The following is a 23891-nucleotide window of genomic DNA, read 5'->3' as shown; positions in this document are numbered from 1 at the left end:
ATAATTAATCTCACCACGGTCAAATTGACAGTAACTCACCGACAGCAGGATCTTGTTTCAGAGGCTCGCCATTAGGCTCCCAACTAAATTCCCTTTGCTGACAAGGCCTTTATCCAAACGGCTCTAAATCGACTTGATCCATCACGCAGATCAATAATACTGTATATAAACACAGTTACCGTTGAGAGTAGAACCATGGAGTTTTTCAAGCCTGCGGACATCCGCGCCGTGTCAGAGTTGCCGCTGTTCATTGATCGCGTTCCCTGCGGGTTTCCTTCCCCCGCGCAGGACTATGTTGAGCAGCGCCTTGACCTGAACAATCTGCTGGTGAGCCACCCTAGCTCGACCTATTTCATTAAGGTGAGCGGCGACTCCATGGTTGATGCGGGCATTAAGGATGGCGACATGCTGATTGTCGACAGCTCCATCAAAGCCGAGCATGGCGACATTATTGTGGCTGCACTGTCGGGGGAATTCACCGTTAAGCAGTTGATGGTAAGACCCTTTCTGCACCTGAAGCCGATGAATGCAGCCCACGCCATCATCCCGATCACCGAGCCGGATCAGTTTGAAATCTTTGGCGTCGTGAAGCACTCCATCATGACCTTGAGGCGCTAATGTTCGCGCTCGTTGATGTGAACTCATTTTATGCCAGCTGCGAGACGGTATTCAGACCTGATTTGCGCGGCAAACCAGTGCTGGTCCTCAGCAATAATGATGGCTGTGTGATTGCCCGTTCAGCCGAAGTTAAAGTCTTAGAGATCCGTACCGGCGCGCCTTATTTCAAAATAAAAGATGAGATAAAGAAGCATAAAATCCACGTATTTAGCTCTAATTATGCGCTGTACGCGGACATGAGCAGCAGAGTGATGACCACGCTGGAGGAGCTAGCGCCGTCGGTTGAGATATACAGCATTGATGAAGCTTTTCTTGACCTGACCGGGTTTCGCAACAGCCGGAGTTTGGAAGAGTTCGGGCGGGAGATCCGGGATCGCGTCAAGCGCGACACGCATCTGAACGTGGGTGTCGGCATTGCTCCCACCAAGACCTTGGCAAAGCTGGCCAACCACGCGGCGAAGAAGTGGCCGCAAACGGGCGGCGTGGTGGACCTGTCGAACGTCGAACGCCAGCGAAAACTGCTGGCGCTAACGCTGGTAGAGGACGTATGGGGCGTGGGCCGACGCATCAGCAAGAAGCTGAATGCCATGGGTATCCTGACGGCTAAAGACCTGTCGGAGCAAAGCACCTACGTCATTCGCAAACACTTCAACGTGGTGCTGGAGCGCACAGTGCGGGAACTGCGCGGAGAGCCTTGCCTCGAGATGGAAGAGTTCGCGCCCACCAAACAGCAGATCGTCTGTTCTCGCTCCTTTGGTTATCGCGTCACAGAGTATGCCGATATGCGCCAGGCGGTCTGCTCCTATGCCGAACGGGCCGCCGAAAAGCTGCGTAGCGAAAAACAGTACTGCCGGCAGATCGCCGTATTTGTCCGCAGCAGCCCGCATGCCGTTGGCGAAACCTTTTACGGGAATCAGGCAATGGGCAAGCTGTTAACGCCATCAAACGATACGCGCGATATTGTCCGCGTTGCCATGAATGCCCTTGATAGCATCTGGTTGGACGGGCCGCGATATATGAAAGCCGGCGTGATGCTGGGCGACTTCTTCAGTCAGGGCATCTCGCAACTGAACCTATTTGACGAATTCAAGCCGCAGGCCAACAGCGAAGCACTAATGCGCGTCGTCGATGGCCTGAACCAGAGTGGCAAAGGTAAATTATGGTTCGCAGGACAAGGCATCCAGAAAAGCTGGGCAATGAAACGTGACATGCTTTCCCCTGCTTACACCACCCGATACGCGGACCTGCCGGTGGCGAAATAGCTAACCCGAGCTTGGTGCCGGGTTATCCTTTCGAGCCGTTAATGGTCAATGCTTTTGCTCTGTGCGAAGGTTTCCGCCAATAAATCAATAAAAGCTCTTAACCTCCCGGTGACATAGCGCCTGCTGGGATAGAGACACCATAAAGCCAGCTCAGGGTCTTCACTCACGCCCAGAGAAATTAGCCGGTTTGCTTTGATGTCATCGGCGACTAAGGCTTCTGGCAGCAGCGCGGAGCCGAATCCCGAAATAATGGTCGAACGGGTGATAAACGGAGACGAGATATACAGCTCGGTGTTCACATTAAACTCTCTTGGCTCCCCTTCCCAAACCGTGCTGACCTGAGTGGGTTGCCAGTGGGTTCCAATACTGATGAATGGCAGCCCGGTGACGGGCTCTGCCGCAGCCAGCCTCTCTTTGTATTGTGGTGACGCGACAAAGACTAACGTCTCGCGGAATATTTTTACGCCGATCATCTCTTCATCCACCTTGGGATTTACCCGAAGAACGGCGTCAAAACCCTCGCGAATCGGATCCACCAGTCTGCTGTCAGCCACGAGTTCCAGCTCAACCAATGGATAAAGTTCTCTATAACGCGCAGCCGCTTTGCCCAAAATATCAAAGGCGATAACGGGAGGAACGCTAACGCGCAGTTTTCCCGACGGGCTGGCGGTCTGTTCCATCATGTCCGTTTTGATGTCGTTAAGCTCGTTGACCAGCGGCTTTACCCGCTCGAATAGCATGGCCCCTTCTGAGGTCAAGGCAAAACCGGTGTTGGTGCGCTCAAACAAGCGTGTTTGCAGTTCATCTTCCAACTGGCGGATCCGCCGAGAAATAGAGGCTTTAGGCGTCACCGTTGCGCGACTTGCCGCGCTGAAGCTGCCGTGGGTGATCACGCTGATAAAGTCCTGCAAGGCATCCATATTCATATACTGTCTCATTTTCGGTACGCGGTGTTCATAATTTAGCATCTTATTAATTATTTTTGATACGGGTACAGTTTGAAAATAACTGAGGAGATAAAACATGAATAAACCACTTGCAGCCGTTATGTACCGTTATGGTGCCCAGGACACAATTAAAATTGAGCCAATCACACGGCCTAAAGTCTCTTCCGGCAAAGTCATTGTAGAAATCAAGGCCGCAGGGATTAACCCCCTTGATTGGAAACTGCGTGACGGAACATTTAAGAATATATTTCCATTAGTCCTGCCCTGCGTTCTGGGTGTGGAATTTGCCGGAAATGTGATTGAAGTGGGCGAAGGCGTCACGAGCTTCAAGGTAGGCGATCGCGTCATTGGGAAGTCGCTTAACTATGGTGCATTTGCTGAAATCATAGAAACTACGCCGGACTTGTTAATCCCTACTCCCGATAATTTAGACGACAGCATCGCGGCAACCCTGCCGGTGGCTGGCCTGACGGCGTGGACCGGATTATTTGATATCGGCGCCTTGAAGTCCGGGGAAACAGTGTTGATTCAAGGCGCGGCCGGTGGCGTAGGTTCTTTGGCCGTTCCATTGGCGCAGCGCGCCGGGGCAAAGGTCATCGCCACGGCATCGAAAAAGAACAAGAGTTATGTCAAGTCATTGGGAGCCGCGGAGGTCATTGACTATAGCGACCCAGAGGCTTTAGCGCAGATAAAAGACGTCGACCTTATTCTTGATTTGGTGGGTGGGAAACCCCTGACAGCTCTCTGGAGCGCTCTGTCACCGAACGGCCGTATTGCAAGTGCGGTTGCGGTTGATATCGCCGGAAAAAAACCAGACGGCCAACCGGGCAAAGGGACTTTTTTCCAAATGAAATATAACGCTGCCGTATTGAGTACTATTGCAAGAGATATTGCTAAGGGTGAAATCCCCTACACGCCACCCAGGGAGTTTTCTTTAAATGATGCCTCATTAGCATTGGATTCCGTTAAGAGCGGAGTCTATCGAGGTAAAACTGTATTACGCATGAAAGAATAAGCCTTATATAAAATCACACTTATTTTCATGTCAAAAAAGCCAACAGTAAATCATTGTTGGCTTAAACGTTTTATTAAAAATGCAGCATTATCTATAGAGGCGAGAAAAATGACCCGGGTCATTCAATTTAATCGTGTCGGTGAGCCAGATGTACTGGAAATTGCAGATGTAGAGCTTCCTCCCCTCGCCGCCGATGAAATCAGCATTAAGGTCAAGGCTATCGGCTTGAATCGGGCGGAGGCGCTACTGCGTCGCGGCCAATATGGCTTTCCTCCGGTATTTCCCCAGCGAATGGGTTATGAAGCGGCTGGCGTTATCGATGCCATTGGCGCAGAAGTAAAAGGTTTTATTCCGGGCGATGCCGTGAGTGTTATTCCGTCACTGGATATGGGCAAATGGCCCACCTATGGTGAAACCATTCATTTCCCGGCCAGCAATGTGGTGAAACTTCCGGAAAATTTATCTTGGGAGCAGGCGGCCTCGGCATGGATGCAATACATCACGGCCTATGGCGCACTGGTGGATGTGGCAAAAATCACCGCTGGCGATTATGTGGTGGTAACGGCAGCCTCCAGCAGCGTGGGTATCGCCGCAATTCAAATCGCCAACATGCTGGGTGCTGAAGTGATTGCCACCTCAAGAACCGAGTCTAAACGCCAGGCATTACTGGGTGTCGGTGCATCCTGGGTTGTCACCTCTCAGGGTGAAGAAAGCGTGGCCGAAGTGAGAGAGATCACCGGAGATAAGCCACCGCGAGTTATCTTCGACTGCGTTGGCGGCGAAGGCGTGATCAGGCTTGCCGAGATGCTGGCACCCGGCGGCACGCTGATTGAGTACGGGAACCTTAGCGGCGAAATCACGCCCTTCCCGGCCAGTTTGGCTATCCCAAAAGGTCTCACCATCCGGGGATATGTTTATAGCGAGATTGTCGGCAATCCGGCACGCCTCGACAAAGCGAAACTGTTTATTTTGGCGGCGCTGAGTCGCGGCGAATTAAAGCCGGTTATCGCAAAATCCTTCAAGTTTGAACAGATCGTTATGGCACATCATTACCTCGAAGCTAATGCTCAACTCGGCAAAATTGTTGTCACTCTTTAAGTGAAGATGAGGGCCGAGCCCCTGCCATCAGGAGTCAATAATGAAAAAAGAAAAAGAGATCGTTGCCGTAATTACCGGCTCAAGCAAGGGCATCGGTAAGGGGATCGCCAAAGAACTGGGCCGCAAGGGCGCGATTGTCTATGTTACTGGCCGCGACCGAGAGTCCATCGACAATGTCGTCAGTGAAATAACCCAAGCCGGTGGTCAAGGCATTGGTGTGGTTTGCGACATGTCTAAAGATAAGCAGATAGAACGCCTGTTTAAACAGGTGGAGAAGAAACACGGCTATCTCAATATTCTGGTCAATAACGCTACGTCGCTGAATAGCCAAATGGGCGTAAAACCCTTCTGGGAAGCCACCATCGACCTTGCCAATATATTGGATGTGGGTTTGCGCTCTCACCATATTGCGACTTGGCATGCGGCACGCTTATTACTTGCCGGTGAACGCGGATTGATCGTTAATATCTCTTTCTATGCCGATGCGAAAGTCCATGACCCAGCCTATTACGCTTCAAAGGCGGGCTTGGATAAATTGGCGGCGTCCTACGCCGAGCATTTTGCGCCTTTCAACGTTTCCGCCGTCTCCCTTTGGCCCGGTTTCGTGGCGACAGAGACCATGGTTGAGCTTGCCGATTCAGACCCAAAAACCCGCCACCTCCGTGACACATTAGGCTTTGAAAGCCCTGAGTTTTGCGGCCGCGTCGTGTGGGGACTGTTTAATGACCCGAACCTAAAAACCTTGTCGGGGAGTACCCTACTGACGGCTGAAGTGGCTAAACATTATAATATTACCGATAACAATGGTTACTTACCCAACTCCTTGCGTCATTTATATGGTAGCCCTCCCGCTAATCACGATGCTTTGAATAAATAGTCGTGGGCGCAGCACAGTAAGAACTAATTAACTAAAAATATCATTAATGCATTAATTGCTCGGCCGAAAAGTTATTTAACCACGGGCCGTGCATTTTAATGCCTTTATTCCAAAATGTAGTGAGGAAACAGTAATGTCTATAAACGCAAAGTTTAACGACTTGATCGCTAATAAAGTCTTTTACGGTTTAGTGTCTGTCTTTATGCGAGTGGTGCTTTCATCCGTTTTTATTATTGCCGGTATAGGTAAAATTTCAGCATATAACGCGACCGGCGAATATATGGCCTCTATGGGCGTCCCCGCCGCGCTGCTGCCATTAGTTATCTTAACCGAGCTAGGCGGCGGTCTGGCTCTTTTAGTGGGCTACCAGACCAGAATTGTCGCCATTCTGTACTTTGGGTTCTGCATCATCTCAGGACTGATTTTCCATAGCGGCCCCGACATGCAAAGCCAGCTGATGCTGATGAAGAACGTCACCATGTCCGGCGGCTTTATCGCCCTGTTCCTCCTCGGCGCTGGCGGCTTTAGCGTGGATAACAGAAACGCTCGCTAGCAGTAGAAAGAACAAATTTGAAATGAAAAACAGTTGGCAGCACATAAAAACTGCCATCTGCATTTACTCTCCCCGAATGCAATTTATCAATGCCTTTAGCCCCCTTGAGACATGCCGATGCCCCGAGTAGTAGAGGGATAATCCGGGGTATTCAATTTACTTTCCTGCCTGCCAGCGACATTCACCACCTCTGCATTAACATCTCCACTGCGCTGTAGAATCACTTACAATAGTGAATAAATTTGTACGTGGCTAAAAAATTTATCATGCCTTAATTTAGACCATTGATATTTTCATTGGAGAATGGTAAATAAATAACATTATCTCAAAGATGGATTTTAAAATGGAATGGAGATTTTTAGGTTCTATATCAGATGCCAGAAAGTCTGGCTGTAGTGGGGTTTATCTTATCGTTCATCAAGGGATTTTAAATCGTGTTGTTTATGTTGGAGTAAGTTGTAATGTAGGGAGAAGGATAAATGAACATTATGAAGGTTACCGTAGAGGAAATCGAACAATTTATAACGCAGGTCACAATGATGACGTATATCGTCTTATGTCAACTTACAAAATTCGAAACCATATAAAACACTATCAATCCTTGGCAAAGAATAATGAAATATGGGGTTCAACTACCCTTCATTTTGATACACCAAAGAATATTTTAGCAAAAAAACAGATTTTTGATGGCACATGGGAAAGTATCGCTTTTGAAAAATATATCCCTCAACTGGTAGTGTGGGCCCTTCCAATGGCCAATTACTGTTATTCAAATGCAACTAGAATTGAAAGTGTAATCCAATCAAAGCTTATTAAAGCTTTTGACTTAAGAGGTTTCTTTAATGTTCAACACCTGAGTATTTTGGGTAAAATTGAACACCCCTATTTAGAAAAAATCAAGAGTTTCATTATTGACTCTCCTAATTTAGACACTGCATCCCAACTTATTTTTAGTAATCTATATACTAAAGAAATTGATAGCAACTTCAGAAAAGAGTTTCGTTCACAATTTAAAAATGAAATTTCTCAGAGGGAAAACGAAATTCTGAGAAAGCAAGAAATTAGGGAGCATAAAGTTTCTCTTTATAAAAACCATGGTAGACCTTGGACTTTAAAAGAAATGGAAAAACTAAGAGTCATGCTAGTAGATTTTGATCTGTCCCCTACAGAAATATCTGATTACCTTGGAAGAGAACCTCGCTCTATTTCTAAAAAAATAAGCGAAAATGATAAAATTACTAATAATAAGTGGCGAGAGAGCGTCGGATGGCTGTGACTCGACCATCCTCCCGTGACACCAAACACCAGCAGAGTGGATTCCGGCATTCTACGCCAAGCCTCACGCGTCGCCATTTTATCCACGCCATAAATTACCAGCGTCAGTGCGTTGGTGAGTAGCTAACAAATGATAACGGGATGTGAGGTAAAGATACTTCCGATATCTGAGATGATCAGAAGCAAATAACAAAAGCGATTGATATTCATAGTTTTTTGACACAGTAGTTTTTAGGCGGTGCTGCATTACACAAGGTAGAAGTTGGGGGGAAACTGATGCCAAAAGTCCGGAACGGAATCCTAAGTAAATAGGTTATTGACCTACAATCAATGGGTGAAAAATGAAAGATTAAAATTCTCCTCATCCATAATAATTCTGCCCAGCAATCGTATTTCATCAAAATCGTTATTAGCGGAAAAGAGGAACTAATTAATTCGGCTATTTCATAGTTAGCATGAACCCAATTTCTCCTTGAATAATAAGTAGTCATATCAGCGGTGTCTGCTCATGGCACATAGCCCAATTTACTCAGTTCCAACGGCAGGCCAGTTCCTGTCATCACAACGACTTTCATTAATAGGAGGTGGGGTTTAATGCAGCGAGATGTCACCATCCCCCCGGGTGAGCAGTGGGCACATTGGTCTAATGCATCACTTTTAGTTTGGATAATGACGCGATCGATTAAAATCGAGCCCATATATATGTGATTTTTAGAGCAGCTAAACCTTTATTTACAGCACTTGGGGGGATCTTGCGATAAAAGTAGTCGCGCAGAGAAATTCAACATGCAACTCGGCTGGGGCAATAAAACAGCACTGATATCAAAGTAGAAAAACATTGCGGGGTTTGAATTAATTCAAATTATATTAATGTCCGCTTTGAGCGAAAAGCGGAAGTTCAGCCGATTTTTTTACACAGCTAGTTTTCGTGTTGACTTTAATTCTTTCACTGATGAGTGAACATGGCATCTACCATAAACGACGGAAGAGTAACTGCGACCATTGTCATCAATTATCTGACAATGGCACTTAAAAGGCTCACCTGATGTTGAGCATTCATTCAAATGTTCGTGTTCAGCATTAACGTTAAAATCGATCGTAATGCTAGCTTTACTTATCCAAAAATCAGGGATTAATTGTTTTCTTAACAGATATGTGAGCATGGCTGCATAGTGGAGTACAACATAATGTCTCAGATTACAGTGGGGGTCACTCTTAGGAGGAGTAAGGGGAAAAACCATAGTGCTGAGGTTGTTATTAATAGCTAATGACTTTAGCTGGCCAATAGTCCAGAACCCTTTGAAATCGTTGTTACGGCTTACAAAACTCTCATTAAGAGCATTGGCTATGCCTCTCAGCTCAACTCTACGTGCCATTGCCTTCCTCGATTACCTAGCAGAAATCATGATATCAACAGTAAACTCAACTTATACCCCGCGCCAATCTTTAAAGTGCTTTTCGTGATTCTGAATAGTTGCCAAATTATCAATATGTTTATCTTTTTACGATGTCAACTCTTGCCACAGGGCTGCTGTTGCAGCCCTGACAACCTTAGACTTCAATCGACTCAGAGATCTCTAACGCATCATCGACTTCAATGCCCAGATAACGCACCGTGCTTTCTAGTTTCTTATGACCCAACAGAAGTTGGATCACCCGGAGATTCTTAGTCTTCTTGTATATCAGGTAAGGTTTTGTTCTTCTCATGGAATGTGTGCTGTACAGCGAATCTTCGAGACCAAGCTTTTCTACCCATCCATGAAAAATACGGTTGTATTGCCGGGTTGATATGTGTTGGTTAGTACCGACCCGAGATCGGAACAAGTAGTCTTTACTGCGTAAATTGCCAAGCTTTATTAGCGCTGCAACTGCTTCTCTTATCCCTTTGGTTATCTCAAATTGGACGGGGCTACCGGTTTTTTGTTGTAACACCGTTGCTCTGCTCGAAACAGAACTGCCATATGCAACATCTGATACTTTGAGTTTTACCAGGTCACAGCCCCGAGGTTTACTGTCTAAAGCCATGTTGAATAAGGCTAGATCGCGCATTTTGCCCTCCTGTTCAAGTCTGATTCTAATCCCCCAAATATGAGATATCTGAAGCGGCCTTTTTTGTCCGATGATACGGTCTTTGTTCCACGGTGACGTTTTCATGCTCAAACCTCCTGCGATGTGGGAGATTTAAGTATGATTGTCCCTTATGGGCGAAGAGCGGACATTGGTAAATGAATAGCCCTGAGTATTACTAGTATTATTAAACGGGGAGAAGGTCACAGTCGCATAAAGGACTCAAGGTTTTAAGGGGGACTGAATATGTAAGGACAAGCCTTGGCCGGGGTTCCGCCTTGGCACTGCGTGCAATCTATGGTTATATCTGAAATCCTTAACAATCCCTTAAGGAATCAACATGACTCGCCCCTCCATGAAAGCCTTCGTAGATTTGCTAAGTAAGTCTCCCACCTCACCACCACCGGAAAAATGGCAGAATCTGGAATCGCATGTTCAGGGCGTCTATCAGCAACTGCTCGATATTCAAGGTAATAAGGCCATGGTAGCCCGTAACGTGCAGATTTCAGGTAGAGAAGGCAGCAGCTATCAGATAGACGTTTATTACGAATTTGAGATGGCCGGAATACGTCATCGCGTTGCTGTAGAGTGCAAGAACCGCTCGCGGCCCCTAGAGCGAGATAGCGTATTAGCCTTTCATAACAAGATACACCAATGCTGCCTGAGTCATGGCATTGTCGTATCCTCAGGTGGTTTTCAGAAAGGAGCGCGCGAGTTTGCTAAACAAAATAACGTTACGCTCATGGATTACTCAGAGCTGCCCTCCATTGGCAATCTTCTTTCTCGAAGACTGATAAATGTGGTTATTCCTGATGAGGACACAATAGGTCAGCCTTTCTGGACTATTTTTGATACTGAGGAATATTCACCATTCGGACACATCGACGCGAAGAACGAAGTCATGACAGCTTTCTTATTCCTCTCCAGAGCTCATGCCCAGCGTTTTCTAAAGGACCAGCGCTTAGGTACTAAGTGGCAGGTTAGGGGAATGGCTCAGAGACATCTTTCGTGCTTTATCCTAACCTGTGATGCGTTTAACGCAAGATATGTCATTGCTCGGCCTGGCTATGCTGCTGGCGTGCCAAAAAATCAGTTCTTGTTCGATGAAATACGGAGAAAAGACTTGATCAGCAATTTTCACGAAGGCGTTGATTTACCAAAGGAGCCAAATACCGCGCCCGGGTACCGTTTAATTTTCAAGAAAAAATGGTAATGACTCCAACTTACTGATAGTGTTTTATGTTCAGATAATGCCCGATGACTTTGTCATGCAGCTCCACCGATTTTGAGAACGACAGTGACTTCCGTCCCAGCCTTGCCAGATGTTGTCTCAGATTCAGGTTATGTCGCTCAATGCGCTGAGTGTAACGCTTGCTGATTACGTGCAGCTTTCCCTTCAGGCGGGATTCATACAGCGGCCAGCCATCCGTCATCCATATCACCACGTCAAAGGGTGACAGCAGGCTCATAAGACGCCCCAGCGTCGCCATAGTGCGTTCACCGAATACGTGCGCAACAACCGTCTTCCGGAGCCTGTCATACGCGTAAAACAGCCAGCGCTGGCGCGATTTAGCCCCGACATAGCCCCACTGTTCGTCCATTTCCGCGCAGACGATGACGTCACTGCCCGGCTGTATGCGCGAGGTTACCGACTGCGGCCTGAGTTTTTTAAGTGACGTAAAATCGTGTTGAGGCCAACGCCCATAATGCGGGCGGTTGCCCGGCATCCAACACCATTCATGGCCATATCAATGATTTTCTGGTGTGTACCGGGTTGAGAAGCGGTGTAAGTGAACTGCAGATGCCATGTTTTACGGCAGTGAGAGCAGAGATAGCGCTGATGTCCGGCAGTACTTTTACCGTTACGCACCACGCCTTCAGTAGCTGAGCAGGAGGGACAACTGATGGAGATGGAAGCCACGGGAGCACCTCAAAAACACCATCATACACTAAATCAGTAAGTTGGCACCATTACCGAAAAAATCAGGTATATAAATTTATAGCGTCAAGGTCCGTTTTTGGCACATAGCGGACATTAGTAATGATCATGCAGCCAGTGACCTGAGGTACATAGCATAGGTTTAAAGCAGTATTTAAAACGATATGAAAATCATAATAAATTTTGGCTAAGCTACTGTCAGCAGGGCTGAAGAAAACTTTGTTATATTTATTATCTCTTTACGCAGACTGGTTTATATTCATCTTTTTTCGCTATTTCCTTACAGGATGTACCATGTTTAAACACATGATTGTTGTATTGCTTGTGACCCTACTCAGTAGCTGTGCCCATCCAACTGCTCAGCCTACCTCACCTCCTGCTGTTGATAAAAAGGCTCTCATCGGAATCTGGGCGATGCTGCCATTAAAAAACGGTATCGCTAATGTTGTTGAGTTCCGCGCCGATGATCAGGTGCTGCTGCATTCATTTAACTGTGAAAACCCACAGGTAAAAATGGGGGTTGAGCAATCTCACTATGTGGTTGACAAAAGCAGCCAGACTATTCGTTTGACATCGTCAAACCATGCCTCCCAACTGAAGATTCTTGGTATCATTGGGCGGGTGATGAAGCTGAAACAACCTATTGATTTTGAGAATGAAAGCCTGACTTTTTTCTATCTGAAAGTGACGCAAGTCATGCCCTTGTGTGGGATGTATAAACCAGAGGACAAAAGTCAAAAGACGGCCTTTAAGCCCGGCGATTTTATTGAGGCTTCATCGATCCCTGAACATAATGGTCTCCAGAAATTCGTTGGCAAATGGCAGTCGAAAAAGATTACTCAGTTAGAGATCATTAAGGATAAACAGGGTCAATTCAGACTGTTCAATGCGGCAGATAATAATTGGCATTACCTGTTTAATAATGTGCACTGGGTCGGCGACGAGTTGAATTTTAACAGCTATGCCTATTCCGAAAAGCCAGAGCTGTTTGATCACCCGTTCCACAAATCACAAACCCCAACTCAAATCCGTCTGTTGCCCAATGATAAGATGCTTATGACTATCGAGATTGATGGTGATAAGAGCGTTTTTGAATTGACGCGGCAATAAGCTCATCCTGACAAAGAAGCCGGCAGTATTGATGCTGTCGGTTTTTTGTCAAAAATACGCCCATTCTGCAGCAGTCTGACAAATAAAAGTTTCAGCGCTTCTAACCTGCTCCGATTGATTAATACACCTGTATATTAACAATCTGTTATTGGCATGAAGCAGACATTGCTAACGGGACAAAATGTCCGCTTTGAGCGAGGAGCGGAAGTTCACGATTCTTATTACTATTGGTTAAAAGAGAACTCCCGGGCAGGTTAACGAGTAGCACAGTTATGGATGAAGCAGGATCTAATGCTGATGTGATCGAGGCCGCGTCAGCAGATAACATAAAAAGTTAGCAAAATCCCTTTCTAGCAATTACTGTGAGGGAAATTCCTTCTTCAAATCGGGATACCCGTTTTGAGATCAAGCTTAAACGGCTCCCATCCTCCTGGCGGATCCCACTCTCCAAGGCCAAGCACCGTATCATTCTCTATTGATGTAATGATCACGCCATCAATGGCGCATTGAATGGATTTCCAGAGAATGCCCCCTGCAATTTCAATCAGAAAAACGTGACAGTAAGTGGTGACCATAACCCGATCATGTAGCCTGTCAGAATGGACGTCAGGAATTGAATAAATATGAGCAACGTAATCACCTAGTGAATGGCTTCTGAACGAGTGAGTGGTCATGTCAATAACATGAAAGTGATCGCCACAAATGATTGCTATGTGAGAGTCATTCAGGAGAAATTCAGAAAAGGCGCTGGAAATTAGCCAGCCATCTTCATCCGCACGAACATACAACTGTAAAATAAGAATGGGCTCAGCGTCCTTACTGATTAGTAGTCGCCGATCCTTTTCTCCATTAGTGCCAAAAGGATTGACGTCTATGATTGAAACACCTTCCGTTTCATCACCGGGCGTTGGCTGTTCATGATAGGTCGCTTGTAATGTCATTGAGCATCCAGAGTTGGACAGGAGAAGAACTCATACTACTTTACAAGCTGATGTCACGACAGCACCGTTGTTGCTTCTGCCCATGTTGCATATTGTGTTGACCAGCCCAATCACCACGGCCTTAATTAATAAAAGACAAAGCCTAATCCAGCGGGATGTCCCCACCCCGCTGTGTAAACAGCATTAACCAATATTCGGCGTTTCGGCCTGTGGAGCAATTAAGCCTTTATTTCTTAAAGCTTGCCAGAAGCCCTGAGGGATGACTTCTGCCATTGCTTTGCTGTCTTCGATAAGGCGCGAAGGTCGGCTGGCGCCGGGGATCACCGCAGCGAATAGCGGCTCGGCCAGCGGGAATTGCAGCGCCGCGGCTTTAACATCTACTCCGTACTGGCGGGCGATGTCGTGAATGACTTTGACCTTCTCGAGGATCTCCGGAGACGCCTCGCTGTACTCAAAATGCTTGCCGCCCACCAGCACGCCCGAGCTGTAAGGGCCTCCGGCGATAAACTCGGCGTTGTTGGCTCTCGCCTTGGCCAGCAGTCGTTGCAGAGGTTGTTGGTGATCGAGCAGCGTATAGCGGCCCGCCAGCAGGAAGCCGTCTGGGCGGACGTCATCGAGATCCAGCAGCAGTTCGCAAGGCTCGACGCGGTTCACGCCCAGCCCCCAACCCTTGATAACCCCCTCTTCTTTCAACCGGGAAAGTGCTTTAAAAGCTCCTTTGCGAGCGATATTGAAATGCTCGATCCACTCGTCGCCGTGCGCGTCCTGAGCCACATCGTGCACAAATACTAAGTCAAGACGGTCGGTTTTCAGCCGCTCCAGACTCCCCTCGATAGAACGCATGGTGGCATCTGCCGAATAGTCGGTCAGCATCTTGTTCTGGTTACCCAGCCCAAAAGCCCCGGCGCGAGGAGCAGCGTGCAGCTCGTCAGAAATGGGTCGCCCGACCTTGGTACTTAAGGTGTATTCACTGCGCTTATACTTCGCCAGCGCCTCGCCGAGTCGGGTTTCAGACAGGCCAGCGCCATACAGCGGCGCAGTATCATAGAAGCGGATCCCCTGCTGCCAAGCGGCTTCCACCGTTTCTGCGGCCTCTTCGTCAGACAGCGCGCGGAACATATTCCCCAGAGGGGCGGTGCCGAAGCCAAGGCGGCCGATGATCTTGTCTTTTAAACTCATAATTTTCTCCAATGTATGTTTCAGTCGCAGCTATAATAGATGTCACCTAGCATTTATACAATAGATGTTATATGACATTTATTTTGAAATACGTGAAAAACAATGAAGAAGGAAGACGTGTCGGCAAGCAGAGTGCCGACACGGGAGGCTGCGTTAAGCCTGCTGGCGAGTTGGCCGGAAGACGATTTCATTCACATCCATATCCTCGGGCTGCTCGATGGCGAAGATAATGGCGCGGGCGAATGAGTCAGCCGAAATAGCCGTAGACTGGTAGAACCCCAGCATCCCCTTGGCGACGTCAGCCTCGGTAATGCTAGCGGGAAGCTCAGTGTCCACCGCCCCCGGCGACAAAATAGTGGTGCGGATATTCCAAGGTTTTACCTCCTGCCGCAGCCCTTCCGACAGGGCGCGCACGGCAAATTTGGAGGCAGAATAGACCGTGCCGTTGGGCATGATCTTGTGCCCAGCAACCGATGCCACGTTAACAAAATGGCCGGACATCTGGCGCTGCATGTGCGGCAACGCAGCCGCGATGCCATAAAGCACGCCCTTGATGTTCACATCGATCGTGCGCTCCCAGTCTTCAACTTTTAGCCTTTCCAGTGCCGAAATGGGCATCAGCCCGGCATTGTTAACCATCACGTCAACTCGCCCGAAGGCCTGCACCGCGCTGTCCACCAGCCGTTTTACATCATCAAGACGCGTGACGTCAGCCTCAACGGCAATCGCCCGATGCCCTTCGCCATTCAACTCGTCCGCCAGCTGTTGCAGGCGTTCGATACGCCGCGCGCCCAGTACCAGACAAGCCCCCTGCTGTGCCAGTCGGCGTGCGGCGGCCAGCCCAAGACCACTGCTCGCGCCGGTGATCACAATGACTTTGTCTTTGATGTTGTTGTTCATAGCAAGCTCCGAAAAATGATGTCAGAGCCGATGGTAGGTAAAAGAGTAGCAAGCCACTAGTAGGCCAGTTATTGACTCAGTAACAAGTAGAGGTTGATACTCGACATTCTATTAGGAGAGGAATAGCCATGCCTGTTAGCGACCTGCGCGCCATCGACACCTTTATCAAAGCCATTGAACTGGGCAGTATTCGCCGAGCCGCGGCGGCTCAGGGAGTCAGCCCACAGGCGGCGAGTCAGGCGCTCGCGGGCCTTGAGCAGCGGCTCGGTGTGCGCCTGCTGCATCGCACCACCCGCAGTCTGGCGCTGACTACCGAAGGCCAGCAGTTTCTTGACGCCGCCCAGCCCGCGTTGGCGGCATTGGAGCGAGCCGGAGATCGGGTGCGTAATGTGAAAGACGCGATTGCGGGCCCGCTGCGCATCGTCGCGCCAAAGTATTCGTTTTTGCCGGTGCTTTGGCCGCTGCTTGATGAGTTCTGCGGACGCCATCCCGACGTCGAGCCGGACATCAAACTCGACGATCGCATTGGCAGTTGGGTGGAAGATCGCACCGACGTCGGCTTTCGTATTGGTCAGCCGCCGGAAGACGGTGTCTCGGTTCGCCGCCTGTTCGCCATGCAGCTGATTGTCTGCGCCTCTCCGGCTTATCTCGCCCGCCACGGCGCGCCGCAGAATATCGAGCAATTGGCCGCGCACCGTTGCAGCACCTTCCGCCACCCCGGCTCGGGGCGCGTGCTGCCTTGGCTGCTAAAAGTGGATGGCGAAGTGACTTCAGTTGACGTGCGCCCGGCGCTGTCGAGCAACGACGCGCAGCTCGAGACTCAGGCAGTGCTCTCAGGCCACGTGATTGGCCTGCTCTCCGGCCTGTCGGCGGCAGCGCCAATCCGCGCCGGACGGCTGGTGCCGCTGCTCACCCAGCACATCACCGACCATATGAGTGTTCACGTCTATTACGGCAGCCGCGCGGCCCAGCCATCAAGGGTTCGCGCCTTTATCGACCTGACTATTGAAAGGCTGTTGGATGCGCCGGACTACGTGCTCAGCCCTCAGGAGCTGGCGGAAAAGTCAGGCTGAATCGCCCCCGCCGCGCCGAAAATACCCCTGTAGCAGCAAAGTCAGCTGCTCGGGCAGATGCTGGTCGAACTCGGGAGAGGAAAGCCCCTCCAACAAGGCGCGCACCGGGCCTGCCAGCGCGCCGAGGGCAATGGCAGCCGTGACATCCGGGTCTTTAAACTGGGCGTCGGGCGCACTCACCAGCATGGTTGAAACCGCCGCCGACATCCGCCGATGCACAATAGCCACCACGCGCGCGCCGTCGCGCTCGGCCGCCACGCGATACAGCGCCTTTGATTCCTCGGTGTCGTGCAGTTTTGCCGCCAAAAACTCCTTCACCAGCCTTGCCGCCATGACATCCACCGGCTGCCCCTGACAGGCGGCGCACACCTCTTCAACCGCCGTCGCCACCCTCTCCAGATGATGAGCCAACACCGTCGCCAAAAGCGCATCACGGTTGGGGTAATACTGGTAGACGCTGCCCACCGAGATGCCCGCGCGCTCGGCAACCCGCGTGGTGTTGCAGCGCGCTAAACCCTCTTGAGTTAAAACCTGAATGGTTGCCGTGTGTAAAGCCGCAACGGTGGCCGCCGATCGGGCCTGTACTGGCGATTTACGGGGCTTGAGCGTCTTAGGAGGTGTGTTCATAAATGCGAATTCTAAACCTGAAGGATGATTCATATACTTGTACTTCCCCTACTCAGCGAAAGCAAGAAGACAACTATGACGAGCATCGATAACAGCGGCACATTCACCCTCGGCACGCGCAGTGTAAAACGTCTGGGCTACGGCACCATGCAGCTCGCCGGTCCGGGCGTGTTCGGCCCACCAAAAGATAAACAGGCGGCGCTGGCCGTGCTGCGCGAGGCGGTGGCATCTGGGGTAAATCACCTTGATACCAGTGATTTTTATGGCCCGCACATCACCAATCAGCTGGTGCGCGAGGCGCTGCATCCTTATTCCAATGACCTGACGATTGTCACTAAAGTGGGCGCGAAGCGTGGCAATGACGGCTCATGGCTGAAGGCCTATTCGGCGCAGGAGTTGACCTCGGCGGTGCATGATAATTTACGCAATCTGCAACTGGACGTGCTCGACGTGGTTAACCTGCGCATCATGTTTGATACCCATAAACCGACGGAAGGATCGATAGAAGAACAGCTTAACGCGCTGGCCGAGCTGCAGCATCAGGGGCTGATACGCCACATTGGGGTGAGTAATGTCACCGCGAAACAGGTCGCCGAAGCGCGCAGTATCGCGCCGATTGTCTGTGTACAGAATATGTACAATTTGGCTTATCGCAAGGACGACGCGCTGATTGACCAGCTGGCAGAGCAAGGCATCGCCTACGTGCCCTTCTTCCCGCTCGGCGGCTTCAACCCCTTGCAGTCAGCGGGTTTGCAGCAGGTGGCGGATGAGCTGAATGCCTCAACCATCCAAGTGGCGCTGGCGTGGCTGTTGCGCCGTTCGCCAAACATTCTGCTGATCCCCGGCACCTCGTCGGTGAGCCATTTGCAGCACAACCTCGCCGCCGCCGAGCTGGATATTCCGCAGGATGCGATGGATAAACTGAACCAGCTGGCGGGCTAATGGGCCTTAGTCAGTAAGTCAGTGATATAAGGCAGGATCTCTTTTTTGCGGCTAATTGCTCCCGGCAGCGAGCACGCGCCCTGCGGCAAAATGGCGTTGTGAGAGAAGTAGAGCGTCGAGTTGCGCAGGGAAATATCGGTCAGGATCAGTACCACGATGTCCAATCCCCTGGCCTGCCGCTCGCGCTCTATCTCTTCGAGCAGCTGCGGCACGAGCGGCGTCACGGCGGCGAAGGCGCTCACTTCAATTTGCGCCAACAGCAGTGACACGCCGTTGATGGTGTAATTTTTGGCGTCTTTTTGCAGTAATTCCGCAGCCGTTTTGCCGCTGATATCGGTTTTCGCCGCCAGCAAGCCGTCGAGGAAATCCTGATAATTCAACCCGTTAATTGCCAGCAGGGCTTTCACCGCCTGCTTATCCTGCGCCGTGGTGGTTGGCGACGTCAGCCCCACGGTATCACTCAAAATCGCCCCCAACAGTAGCGTCGCCTGGCTCGAGCTCACGGCCATTTCACACTCTCGAGTCATAATCTGCCAGATGATGGTGCCACAGCAGCCCACCGCGCGAACCCAGATATCTGGCGGGTTCTTGGTCATTACCGTGCCAAGGCGATGGTGATCAATAATGCCAAGAATGTTGCTGGCGGGCAGCGACACTGGCCCCTGCTCGAACTCGGTAAAGTCCACCAGCCACACGGGTTTGTCTGTTAAATCATCGACTAACAGCGACGGCGCAGCCCTATTCGCCTGCTTCAGGATATAGAGGGTTTCCGGTGTTAGCTCGCCAAGGCGAAAAGCCTGCGCGGGTTTCCCCAAGGCGTTGAGCCAGTCCGCCGTCACCAGGGCGCTGCAAATCGTATCGCTGTCGGGATTGAGATGACCAAAAACCGAAATCATAAATCGTCCTTTGAGTGTGCGGAGGCAATGGCGAAAGAGTAGCAGACCCTGAGCTGGCGCAGGCAATAATCCCCCACGGGTAGAGGCTCGCCGCCCTAATCATTCATCCGCTCAATGTAACCCTTTGCAATATAGACAATTTTCTTAGAAAGCATGCCGCAGAATAGAATTTAGCCGCTTGGTTAAGGCTTCTGACTTAACTATAGTTGCCCCGTTGCGGCAAAATCCGCAGTCGGGTTTCGCAGCCCGGTTAACTTATGAGGATCACTTAGTGGTATAACACTGAGTGTTAATGCTTTTGTTCGCCTATTGTTCTCGCAACACGCCATGTTGCGACAATAACTATGGTGGCTCAGGCAGGGCAACCTTCGGGTTGGCCGGTATCCTTGTAGGCCGGTACTGCGAACCCTGTCTGGGCTACCACCAAAAAGTTTCGCAGCTTAGGTGGAAGCTAAATTCTAGGACTCGGCGTTTTTAATCTCCGCCAACAGCTGCGCTTTCGCCACCGAGATAAAATCATCCGCCACCGAGTAGCCGCTGTTAGCACGGGCCAGGATCAGCGCGCCGACCATGGTCGATACCGCCGCCAGCGCCTTCGCGTGGTTGCTCTCCCCGGCGGCAAAGATCTCCACTAGCTTCTCAGTGCCCTGATGAAACGCCTCGCGCACCGGCTTATCTTCATCTTCCCGCGCCACGTCGCTCGCCAGCGAAGCCAGCGGGCAGCCGTCGCCCATGTTCTTGATATTGGAAGATGAGAGATAGTGCTCCACCAGCGCTTTTTGTTTTTCGGCTAACGTCTCGCCGGACGCCGCTTCTTCTTGCCAGTTGTGTACCGCCGTGTCGAAAGCGTTGGCACAGGCAATGGCGATCAGCTCATCTTTGGATTTGAAATGGCCGTAAAAGCCGCCGTGGGTCAGCCCGGCGGCGGACATCACGTCGGCAACGCTGACTTTCAGCCCCTGCTCGCGAAACAGCTTTGAGGAGACTTCCTCGATCAGGGCGCGGTTGCGCTCGGTTTCGGCTTTAGATACCCGTGGCATAGGACAGACTCCTGCTAAACTTGGCAATAGATGATATGTATCATATTACAATTTAGGCCATTGCTCTACGGCTGATGGCGGATTAAATATCCCTTGCCAAAAATAAATTATAGTCGTAATTTATTTTTTAAGCAGTAGAGCACTTAACTCTTCCCTATAAAACTGGAGACTGACCATGCCGATCGTACGCGTTGATATCATCAAAAACGCCGATAGCAGCTATATCGGGAAAATTGGCAAGATAATCTATCAGGCGATGCGCACCGCCATTAATGTGCCGGACAAGGACAACTTCCAAATCTTGAACGAGCACGCGCGGGATCACTTCGTCTATGACCCGGAATATCTTGGCATTCAGCGCACGGACCAGACGGTGATCATTCAAATCACCCTCAATGAAGGCCGAACTGTCGATCAGAAAAAGGGGCTGTATAAGACCATTGCCGACCAGCTTGCGCAGCAGTTAAGCATCCCGAAAGGCGATGTGTTTATCAGTCTGGTTGAAGTGAAGAAAGAGAACTGGTCGTTCGGCAACGGCATCGCACAGTACGCCGAGTAACAGAGGAAGAAATAGTGAAAACGCCATGACGACAGCTGTGTCATGGCGTGTGAAAGGCTTAACGTGAGAAGCGCTTCGCGCCAAACACGCAGGCCAGAACCCCGGCCATGACGGCGATCATTGAGGGTTGGATGGTCTCTTGCAGCAACCACCCTGCCAGCGCTAGCCCGAAGAAAGGCTGGAGCAGCTGGAGCTGGCCGACGGCGGCGATCCCGCCCATCGACAGGCCGCGATACCAGAAGATAAAGCCAATCAGCATGCTGAAAATCGATACATAGCCGAGGGAAGCCCACGCCTGCGGGCTGGCGACCGGCCAGCTTGCGGGTGCGGCGTACCACGCCAGCGCCAAAGCTACCGGCAGAGAAATCACCAGCGCCCAGCAGATCACTTGCCAGCCGCCCAGCTTGCGCGTCAGGACAGCACCTTCGGCATAGCCCAGCCCACACAACACCACGGCGGCCAGCATAAACAGGTCACCCAGCCACGAACTGCCCGAGCCTTGGCTGAGGGCGAAAGCCGCCACCAGCAGGCTTCCCAACACTGAAAAAGCCCAAAATGCCGGGCGCGGACGCTCGCCGCCGCGCAACACGCCAAAGCAGGCGGTCGCCAGAGGCAGCAGGCCGATATACACCAGCGAGTGCGCCGAGGTGGTGTGTTGCAAGGCGAGCGCGGTGAGCAGCGGGAAGCCAATCACCACGCCGAGTGCCACCAGAATCAATGGAATAATGTCTTGCTTCTGCGGGCGCTTTTGCGCCGTCATCAGCAGCATGGCGGCCCCTAACAGCCCAGCGATTAAGGCGCGCACGGCGGTTAAAAACAGCGGATCGAACTCCAGCACCGCCACCCGCGTGGCGGGCAGCGATCCGCTAAAAATCACCATGCCCAAGAAACCGTTAATCCAACCCTGCGTTGCGCGTTTTCCCTCTGCGCCCTCGGCCCCGCCGCGATGCTCTCCCCCTGCCGTTTGACTACCCATTCCCAGACTGCCCCGCTGATTTTTATTAAAATTTTAAAAGGTGATTGAAATGCTCCGGCCACCATTTTCCACGCCGCGCGACACAAATATAGACACACTTTGCACAATTAATAGGGAGACACTTTTGATTGCTGCTTTAATCCGCCGCCATCTTCGGCAATACTGTGTGCATGAACAGCCTGTGTAAACCCACAGGCGGCGACAGTTAACCACGAGGGACGATCATGGGCGCGTTTTCCGGTTTTAATCAGCAGGGTTTGACCTTCCTGCTGCAACTCAGCCAGAACAACAATAAAGAGTGGTTCGAAGAGCATCGCGAGGTTTATCAGGAGAACCTGCTCAGCCCGTTTCGCCATCTGGTGTCTGACCTGAGCCAAGACATGCTGGTGATTGACGAACTGTTCGAGGTGCGTCCGTCCATTGGTAAAACCCTGTCGAGAATGCACCGCGACACGCGCTTCTCCAACGATAAGTCGATTTACCGCAGTAATATGTGGCTGTCGTTTAAGCGTTCGCGCAAAAACTGGACCGACGCCCCGACTTACTTCTTCGAACTGGGGCCAGACTGGTGGCGTTACGGGCTGGGCTACTACAGCGCGACGCGCGTCACCATGGACCTGTTCCGCCAGCAGTTGAATCAAAAACCCGAGGAGTTCCTCAAGCTGGCGCGCCGCATTCCGTCGCATTTCACGGTGGAAGGTGACAGCTACAAGCGCCCGCTAGTGAAGGATCAGCCAGCCGAAATCGCCACTTGGTACAATAAAAAGTCCTTCGCGCTGATCAGCCATCATCTGGATATGGAGCCGCTGTTCTCCGGCAAGCTGGCGAGTCAGCTCAGTCAGGACTTCCACAAGCTGGCGCCGCTGTACGACATGTTGATGAAGATTGAAGGTATGAAGAAGAATCAGATGCAGTTTGATGAGTAAAACCAGCCAGCGAAGCTGACTGGTTAGGCGGGCGATTTAGTGCGCGGCGTCTTGCAACACTTGCTCAATAAAGCGCGCGGAGTTGGTCATCGCCTGCATCGCTTCCGGCAAAATGGTGGCGTAAAAATGCCAGGCGTGGAACATGCCGGGCCACACCTCCAGCGTGACGCGCACCCGATGGTCGCCAAGGTGCGTCGCCAGACGCATGGCGTCACTGAGCATCACTTCGTTTTCACCAATCTGAATCATGATCGGCGGTAACTCGGTGACGTCGGCAAAAACCGGCGACGCCATCGGATGGTTTGGCAAAGCGTCTCCTAAGAAGCTGCGGGCCAGCAGGTTCAGGCTTTCACGGCTACAGGCTGGGTCATAGCCATCGCGGTTGAACATTGACGCGCCGGTATGCTCAAGGTTGGCCCACGGGGAGATGGCCACGCCCCCGGCGGGCAATGGCAGCCCCTTGTTGCGCGCTGCCACCATCACGCTGACCACCATCGCGCCGCCCGCTGACTCCCCGGCCAGCACGATGCTTTCCCCCTCAATGCCCTGCTCTAGCAGCCATTCATAGGCGCGGAGCACGTCATCAATCGGCGCAGGGAATGGGTGTTCAGGCGCCAGCCGATAGTCCGGCAGATAAACCCTCGCCCCCACCAGCTTGGCATAGTTGCCACCAATTCCCACATAGCCTTCTGGGGAACCGACCAGATATCCGCCGCCGTGGATATACATCACCACCGCGTCGGTTTTCAGTTCGTCCGGCGTGACGAGCAAGCCCGGCACGCCGCCCATATTTACCGGCGTCAGGCTGACATCCTCGGGGTGCGGCTGTTTGGCCTGCATAGCATTATAAGCCGCGCGCACCTGATGGATATCCGACGCCGAGTTGTCGCCCCTAAGCACTGGCCCCAGCGCCGATAAAATCTGGTTACTTTCCGCCAGCGCGGCCTGCGTTTTTTGATTCAGCATGATCTTTCCTCTTAATGTGATTAGCGTTGATTCACGACAGAAAGGAATGCTATAGAAAACATTGGGGAATGTGTTTCCCCACTTAGGGAAGCAATTAGCCACAAA

At 51.0% G+C, this 23891-nt stretch carries 26 protein-coding genes and 1 pseudogene; 14 read left to right on the top strand and 13 right to left on the bottom strand.

The window, feature by feature from the left end; genetic code table 11:
- Positions 1-195 precede the first annotated feature (195 nt).
- Both umuD and umuC read left to right on the top strand, forming a co-directional pair.
- A complete protein-coding gene (gene umuD, locus ACT3RR_RS03765) occupies positions 196-618 on the top strand; it encodes a translesion error-prone DNA polymerase V autoproteolytic subunit (protein WP_100936762.1) in 423 nt (140 codons plus the stop codon).
- Positions 618-1880, top strand: a complete 1263-nt coding sequence (umuC, locus tag ACT3RR_RS03760) for a translesion error-prone DNA polymerase V subunit UmuC (protein WP_353501756.1) — start codon at positions 618-620, stop codon at positions 1878-1880. Before umuD ends, umuC begins: the two co-directional genes overlap by 1 nt.
- Before the next feature lie 38 nt (positions 1881-1918).
- On the opposite strand, the gene ACT3RR_RS03755 is transcribed toward umuC, so the two are convergent.
- Positions 1919-2806, bottom strand: coding sequence for a LysR family transcriptional regulator (locus tag ACT3RR_RS03755; RefSeq protein ID WP_496199770.1), 888 nt, complete (start codon positions 2804-2806; stop codon positions 1919-1921).
- 97 nt (positions 2807-2903) lie between these two features.
- Between ACT3RR_RS03755 and ACT3RR_RS03750 the strand changes: the two genes are divergently transcribed.
- From ACT3RR_RS03750 to ACT3RR_RS03730, 5 genes are all read left to right on the top strand, one after another.
- Entirely contained in the window at positions 2904-3842 is a 939-nt protein-coding gene (locus ACT3RR_RS03750; protein WP_496199769.1) for an NADP-dependent oxidoreductase, read from the top strand.
- A 108-nt stretch (positions 3843-3950) separates the two neighbouring features.
- Positions 3951-4940 carry a zinc-dependent alcohol dehydrogenase family protein gene (locus ACT3RR_RS03745; protein WP_485903186.1) on the top strand — a complete coding sequence of 330 codons (990 nt, stop codon included), beginning with the start codon at positions 3951-3953 and terminating at the stop codon, positions 4938-4940.
- Between the two features lie 40 nt (positions 4941-4980).
- Positions 4981-5817: an SDR family NAD(P)-dependent oxidoreductase gene (locus ACT3RR_RS03740; RefSeq protein ID WP_185687965.1), complete on the top strand. Its 837-nt coding sequence runs from the start codon at positions 4981-4983 to the stop codon at positions 5815-5817.
- Positions 5818-5950: 133 nt separating this feature from the next.
- A complete protein-coding gene (locus tag ACT3RR_RS03735; RefSeq protein ID WP_154147588.1) occupies positions 5951-6370 on the top strand; it encodes a DoxX family protein in 420 nt (139 codons plus the stop codon).
- Positions 6371-6701: 331 nt separating this feature from the next.
- Entirely contained in the window at positions 6702-7646 is a 945-nt protein-coding gene (locus ACT3RR_RS03730; protein ID WP_496199768.1) for a GIY-YIG nuclease family protein, read from the top strand.
- Here ACT3RR_RS03730 and ACT3RR_RS03725 read toward each other — a convergent pair.
- The 3 genes and pseudogenes from ACT3RR_RS03725 to ACT3RR_RS03715 form a co-directional block, all read right to left on the bottom strand.
- Positions 7550-7855 (bottom strand): annotated as a pseudogene (locus ACT3RR_RS03725) (DUF1294 domain-containing protein). The gene ACT3RR_RS03730 and the pseudogene ACT3RR_RS03725 sit on opposite strands and share 97 nt — an antisense overlap.
- A 701-nt stretch (positions 7856-8556) precedes the next feature.
- Positions 8557-9021: a hypothetical protein gene (locus ACT3RR_RS03720; RefSeq protein ID WP_496199767.1), complete on the bottom strand. Its 465-nt coding sequence runs from the start codon at positions 9019-9021 to the stop codon at positions 8557-8559.
- Between the two features lie 175 nt (positions 9022-9196).
- On the bottom strand, positions 9197-9799 hold the full coding sequence (locus ACT3RR_RS03715) for a site-specific integrase (RefSeq protein ID WP_496199766.1): 603 nt from the start codon (positions 9797-9799) through the stop codon (positions 9197-9199).
- Between the two features lie 253 nt (positions 9800-10052).
- Between ACT3RR_RS03715 and ACT3RR_RS03710 the strand changes: the two genes are divergently transcribed.
- Positions 10053-10925, top strand: a complete 873-nt coding sequence (locus ACT3RR_RS03710) for a restriction endonuclease (RefSeq protein WP_496199765.1) — start codon at positions 10053-10055, stop codon at positions 10923-10925.
- Between the two features lie 10 nt (positions 10926-10935).
- On the opposite strand, the gene ACT3RR_RS03705 is transcribed toward ACT3RR_RS03710, so the two are convergent.
- A protein-coding gene (locus ACT3RR_RS03705; RefSeq protein WP_496199764.1) for an IS1 family transposase occupies positions 10936-11633 on the bottom strand; the annotation gives its coding sequence in 2 pieces (ribosomal slippage) (positions 10936-11384 and positions 11384-11633; 699 coding nt in all).
- A 312-nt stretch (positions 11634-11945) separates the two neighbouring features.
- Between ACT3RR_RS03705 and ACT3RR_RS03700 the strand changes: the two genes are divergently transcribed.
- Positions 11946-12761 carry a hypothetical protein gene (locus ACT3RR_RS03700; RefSeq protein WP_496199763.1) on the top strand — a complete coding sequence of 272 codons (816 nt, stop codon included), beginning with the start codon at positions 11946-11948 and terminating at the stop codon, positions 12759-12761.
- A 380-nt stretch (positions 12762-13141) separates the two neighbouring features.
- On the opposite strand, the gene ACT3RR_RS03695 is transcribed toward ACT3RR_RS03700, so the two are convergent.
- The 3 genes from ACT3RR_RS03695 to ACT3RR_RS03685 form a co-directional block, all read right to left on the bottom strand.
- Positions 13142-13702, bottom strand: coding sequence for a hypothetical protein (locus ACT3RR_RS03695; protein WP_353501751.1), 561 nt, complete (start codon positions 13700-13702; stop codon positions 13142-13144).
- Between the two features lie 183 nt (positions 13703-13885).
- On the bottom strand, positions 13886-14881 hold the full coding sequence (locus tag ACT3RR_RS03690) for an aldo/keto reductase (protein ID WP_353501750.1): 996 nt from the start codon (positions 14879-14881) through the stop codon (positions 13886-13888).
- Between the two features lie 153 nt (positions 14882-15034).
- Positions 15035-15781 carry an SDR family oxidoreductase gene (locus tag ACT3RR_RS03685; protein WP_496199762.1) on the bottom strand — a complete coding sequence of 249 codons (747 nt, stop codon included), beginning with the start codon at positions 15779-15781 and terminating at the stop codon, positions 15035-15037.
- 128 nt (positions 15782-15909) lie between these two features.
- Here ACT3RR_RS03685 and ACT3RR_RS03680 point away from each other — a divergent pair, with 128 nt between their 5' ends.
- Complete coding sequence (locus ACT3RR_RS03680) at positions 15910-16854, top strand: LysR family transcriptional regulator (RefSeq protein ID WP_496199761.1); 945 nt, start codon at positions 15910-15912, stop codon at positions 16852-16854.
- Here ACT3RR_RS03680 and ACT3RR_RS03675 read toward each other — a convergent pair.
- The gene (locus ACT3RR_RS03675; RefSeq protein WP_278877511.1) at positions 16846-17481 is read right to left on the bottom strand and encodes a TetR/AcrR family transcriptional regulator; all 636 of its coding nucleotides are present in this window, start codon (positions 17479-17481) and stop codon (positions 16846-16848) included. The genes ACT3RR_RS03680 and ACT3RR_RS03675 overlap by 9 nt on opposite strands.
- A 75-nt stretch (positions 17482-17556) precedes the next feature.
- Between ACT3RR_RS03675 and ACT3RR_RS03670 the strand changes: the two genes are divergently transcribed.
- Positions 17557-18423 (top strand): aldo/keto reductase family oxidoreductase, encoded by an 867-nt coding sequence (locus ACT3RR_RS03670; RefSeq protein WP_496199760.1) that lies wholly within the window; start codon positions 17557-17559, stop codon positions 18421-18423.
- Here the strand turns inward: ACT3RR_RS03670 and ACT3RR_RS03665 are convergent.
- Entirely contained in the window at positions 18420-19319 is a 900-nt protein-coding gene (locus tag ACT3RR_RS03665; protein WP_496199759.1) for a DHH family phosphoesterase, read from the bottom strand. The genes ACT3RR_RS03670 and ACT3RR_RS03665 overlap by 4 nt on opposite strands.
- A gap of 308 nt (positions 19320-19627) precedes the next feature.
- On the opposite strand from ACT3RR_RS03665, the gene ACT3RR_RS03660 reads away from it, so the two are divergent.
- Complete coding sequence (locus ACT3RR_RS03660) at positions 19628-19711, top strand: ash family protein (RefSeq protein ID WP_496199828.1); 84 nt, start codon at positions 19628-19630, stop codon at positions 19709-19711.
- A gap of 66 nt (positions 19712-19777) precedes the next feature.
- On the opposite strand, the gene ACT3RR_RS03655 is transcribed toward ACT3RR_RS03660, so the two are convergent.
- On the bottom strand, positions 19778-20359 hold the full coding sequence (locus ACT3RR_RS03655; RefSeq protein ID WP_185687976.1) for a TetR/AcrR family transcriptional regulator: 582 nt from the start codon (positions 20357-20359) through the stop codon (positions 19778-19780).
- A 175-nt stretch (positions 20360-20534) separates the two neighbouring features.
- Between ACT3RR_RS03655 and ACT3RR_RS03650 the strand changes: the two genes are divergently transcribed.
- Positions 20535-20918, top strand: coding sequence for a tautomerase family protein (locus ACT3RR_RS03650; protein ID WP_353501744.1), 384 nt, complete (start codon positions 20535-20537; stop codon positions 20916-20918).
- A 58-nt stretch (positions 20919-20976) separates the two neighbouring features.
- Here ACT3RR_RS03650 and ACT3RR_RS03645 read toward each other — a convergent pair whose 3' ends face one another.
- Complete coding sequence (locus ACT3RR_RS03645; protein WP_496199758.1) at positions 20977-21894, bottom strand: DMT family transporter; 918 nt, start codon at positions 21892-21894, stop codon at positions 20977-20979.
- Between the two features lie 221 nt (positions 21895-22115).
- Here ACT3RR_RS03645 and ACT3RR_RS03640 point away from each other — a divergent pair, with 221 nt between their 5' ends.
- Positions 22116-22820: a DUF2461 domain-containing protein gene (locus ACT3RR_RS03640; RefSeq protein WP_496199827.1), complete on the top strand. Its 705-nt coding sequence runs from the start codon at positions 22116-22118 to the stop codon at positions 22818-22820.
- 36 nt (positions 22821-22856) lie between these two features.
- On the opposite strand, the gene ACT3RR_RS03635 is transcribed toward ACT3RR_RS03640, so the two are convergent.
- Complete coding sequence (locus ACT3RR_RS03635; RefSeq protein ID WP_496199757.1) at positions 22857-23786, bottom strand: alpha/beta hydrolase; 930 nt, start codon at positions 23784-23786, stop codon at positions 22857-22859.
- Positions 23787-23891 lie beyond the last annotated feature (105 nt).

This window comes from Ewingella sp. AOP8-B2-18 (assembly GCF_052376015.1).
GTDB classification, from domain to species: Bacteria; Pseudomonadota; Gammaproteobacteria; order Enterobacterales; family Enterobacteriaceae; genus Ewingella; species Ewingella allii.
The sequence above is the reverse complement of the archived record's forward strand: the minus strand, read 5'-3'. Positions and strand labels throughout refer to the sequence as shown.

What these genes read in the sequence shown, in the direction of transcription:
- ACT3RR_RS03750 (WP_496199769.1), top strand. Translation starts at nt 2,904, where the DNA reads ATGAATAAACCACTTGCAGCCGTTATGTACCGTTATGGTGCCCAGGAC.
- ACT3RR_RS03645 (WP_496199758.1), bottom strand. Translation starts at nt 21,894, where the DNA reads ATGGGTAGTCAAACGGCAGGGGGAGAGCATCGCGGCGGGGCCGAGGGC.
- umuC (WP_353501756.1), top strand. Translation starts at nt 618, where the DNA reads ATGTTCGCGCTCGTTGATGTGAACTCATTTTATGCCAGCTGCGAGACG.
- umuD (WP_100936762.1), top strand. Translation starts at nt 196, where the DNA reads ATGGAGTTTTTCAAGCCTGCGGACATCCGCGCCGTGTCAGAGTTGCCG.
- ACT3RR_RS03745 (WP_485903186.1), top strand. Translation starts at nt 3,951, where the DNA reads ATGACCCGGGTCATTCAATTTAATCGTGTCGGTGAGCCAGATGTACTG.
- ACT3RR_RS03675 (WP_278877511.1), bottom strand. Translation starts at nt 17,481, where the DNA reads ATGAACACACCTCCTAAGACGCTCAAGCCCCGTAAATCGCCAGTACAG.
- ACT3RR_RS03720 (WP_496199767.1), bottom strand. Translation starts at nt 9,021, where the DNA reads ATGGCACGTAGAGTTGAGCTGAGAGGCATAGCCAATGCTCTTAATGAG.
- ACT3RR_RS03655 (WP_185687976.1), bottom strand. Translation starts at nt 20,359, where the DNA reads ATGCCACGGGTATCTAAAGCCGAAACCGAGCGCAACCGCGCCCTGATC.
- ACT3RR_RS03665 (WP_496199759.1), bottom strand. Translation starts at nt 19,319, where the DNA reads ATGATTTCGGTTTTTGGTCATCTCAATCCCGACAGCGATACGATTTGC.
- ACT3RR_RS03685 (WP_496199762.1), bottom strand. Translation starts at nt 15,781, where the DNA reads ATGAACAACAACATCAAAGACAAAGTCATTGTGATCACCGGCGCGAGC.
- ACT3RR_RS03740 (WP_185687965.1), top strand. Translation starts at nt 4,981, where the DNA reads ATGAAAAAAGAAAAAGAGATCGTTGCCGTAATTACCGGCTCAAGCAAG.
- ACT3RR_RS03735 (WP_154147588.1), top strand. Translation starts at nt 5,951, where the DNA reads ATGTCTATAAACGCAAAGTTTAACGACTTGATCGCTAATAAAGTCTTT.
- ACT3RR_RS03690 (WP_353501750.1), bottom strand. Translation starts at nt 14,881, where the DNA reads ATGAGTTTAAAAGACAAGATCATCGGCCGCCTTGGCTTCGGCACCGCC.
- ACT3RR_RS03635 (WP_496199757.1), bottom strand. Translation starts at nt 23,786, where the DNA reads ATGCTGAATCAAAAAACGCAGGCCGCGCTGGCGGAAAGTAACCAGATT.
- ACT3RR_RS03700 (WP_496199763.1), top strand. Translation starts at nt 11,946, where the DNA reads ATGTTTAAACACATGATTGTTGTATTGCTTGTGACCCTACTCAGTAGC.
- ACT3RR_RS03695 (WP_353501751.1), bottom strand. Translation starts at nt 13,702, where the DNA reads ATGACATTACAAGCGACCTATCATGAACAGCCAACGCCCGGTGATGAA.
- ACT3RR_RS03650 (WP_353501744.1), top strand. Translation starts at nt 20,535, where the DNA reads ATGCCGATCGTACGCGTTGATATCATCAAAAACGCCGATAGCAGCTAT.
- ACT3RR_RS03670 (WP_496199760.1), top strand. Translation starts at nt 17,557, where the DNA reads ATGACGAGCATCGATAACAGCGGCACATTCACCCTCGGCACGCGCAGT.
- ACT3RR_RS03730 (WP_496199768.1), top strand. Translation starts at nt 6,702, where the DNA reads ATGGATTTTAAAATGGAATGGAGATTTTTAGGTTCTATATCAGATGCC.
- ACT3RR_RS03680 (WP_496199761.1), top strand. Translation starts at nt 15,910, where the DNA reads ATGCCTGTTAGCGACCTGCGCGCCATCGACACCTTTATCAAAGCCATT.
- ACT3RR_RS03710 (WP_496199765.1), top strand. Translation starts at nt 10,053, where the DNA reads ATGACTCGCCCCTCCATGAAAGCCTTCGTAGATTTGCTAAGTAAGTCT.
- ACT3RR_RS03715 (WP_496199766.1), bottom strand. Translation starts at nt 9,799, where the DNA reads ATGAAAACGTCACCGTGGAACAAAGACCGTATCATCGGACAAAAAAGG.
- ACT3RR_RS03755 (WP_496199770.1), bottom strand. Translation starts at nt 2,806, where the DNA reads ATGAATATGGATGCCTTGCAGGACTTTATCAGCGTGATCACCCACGGC.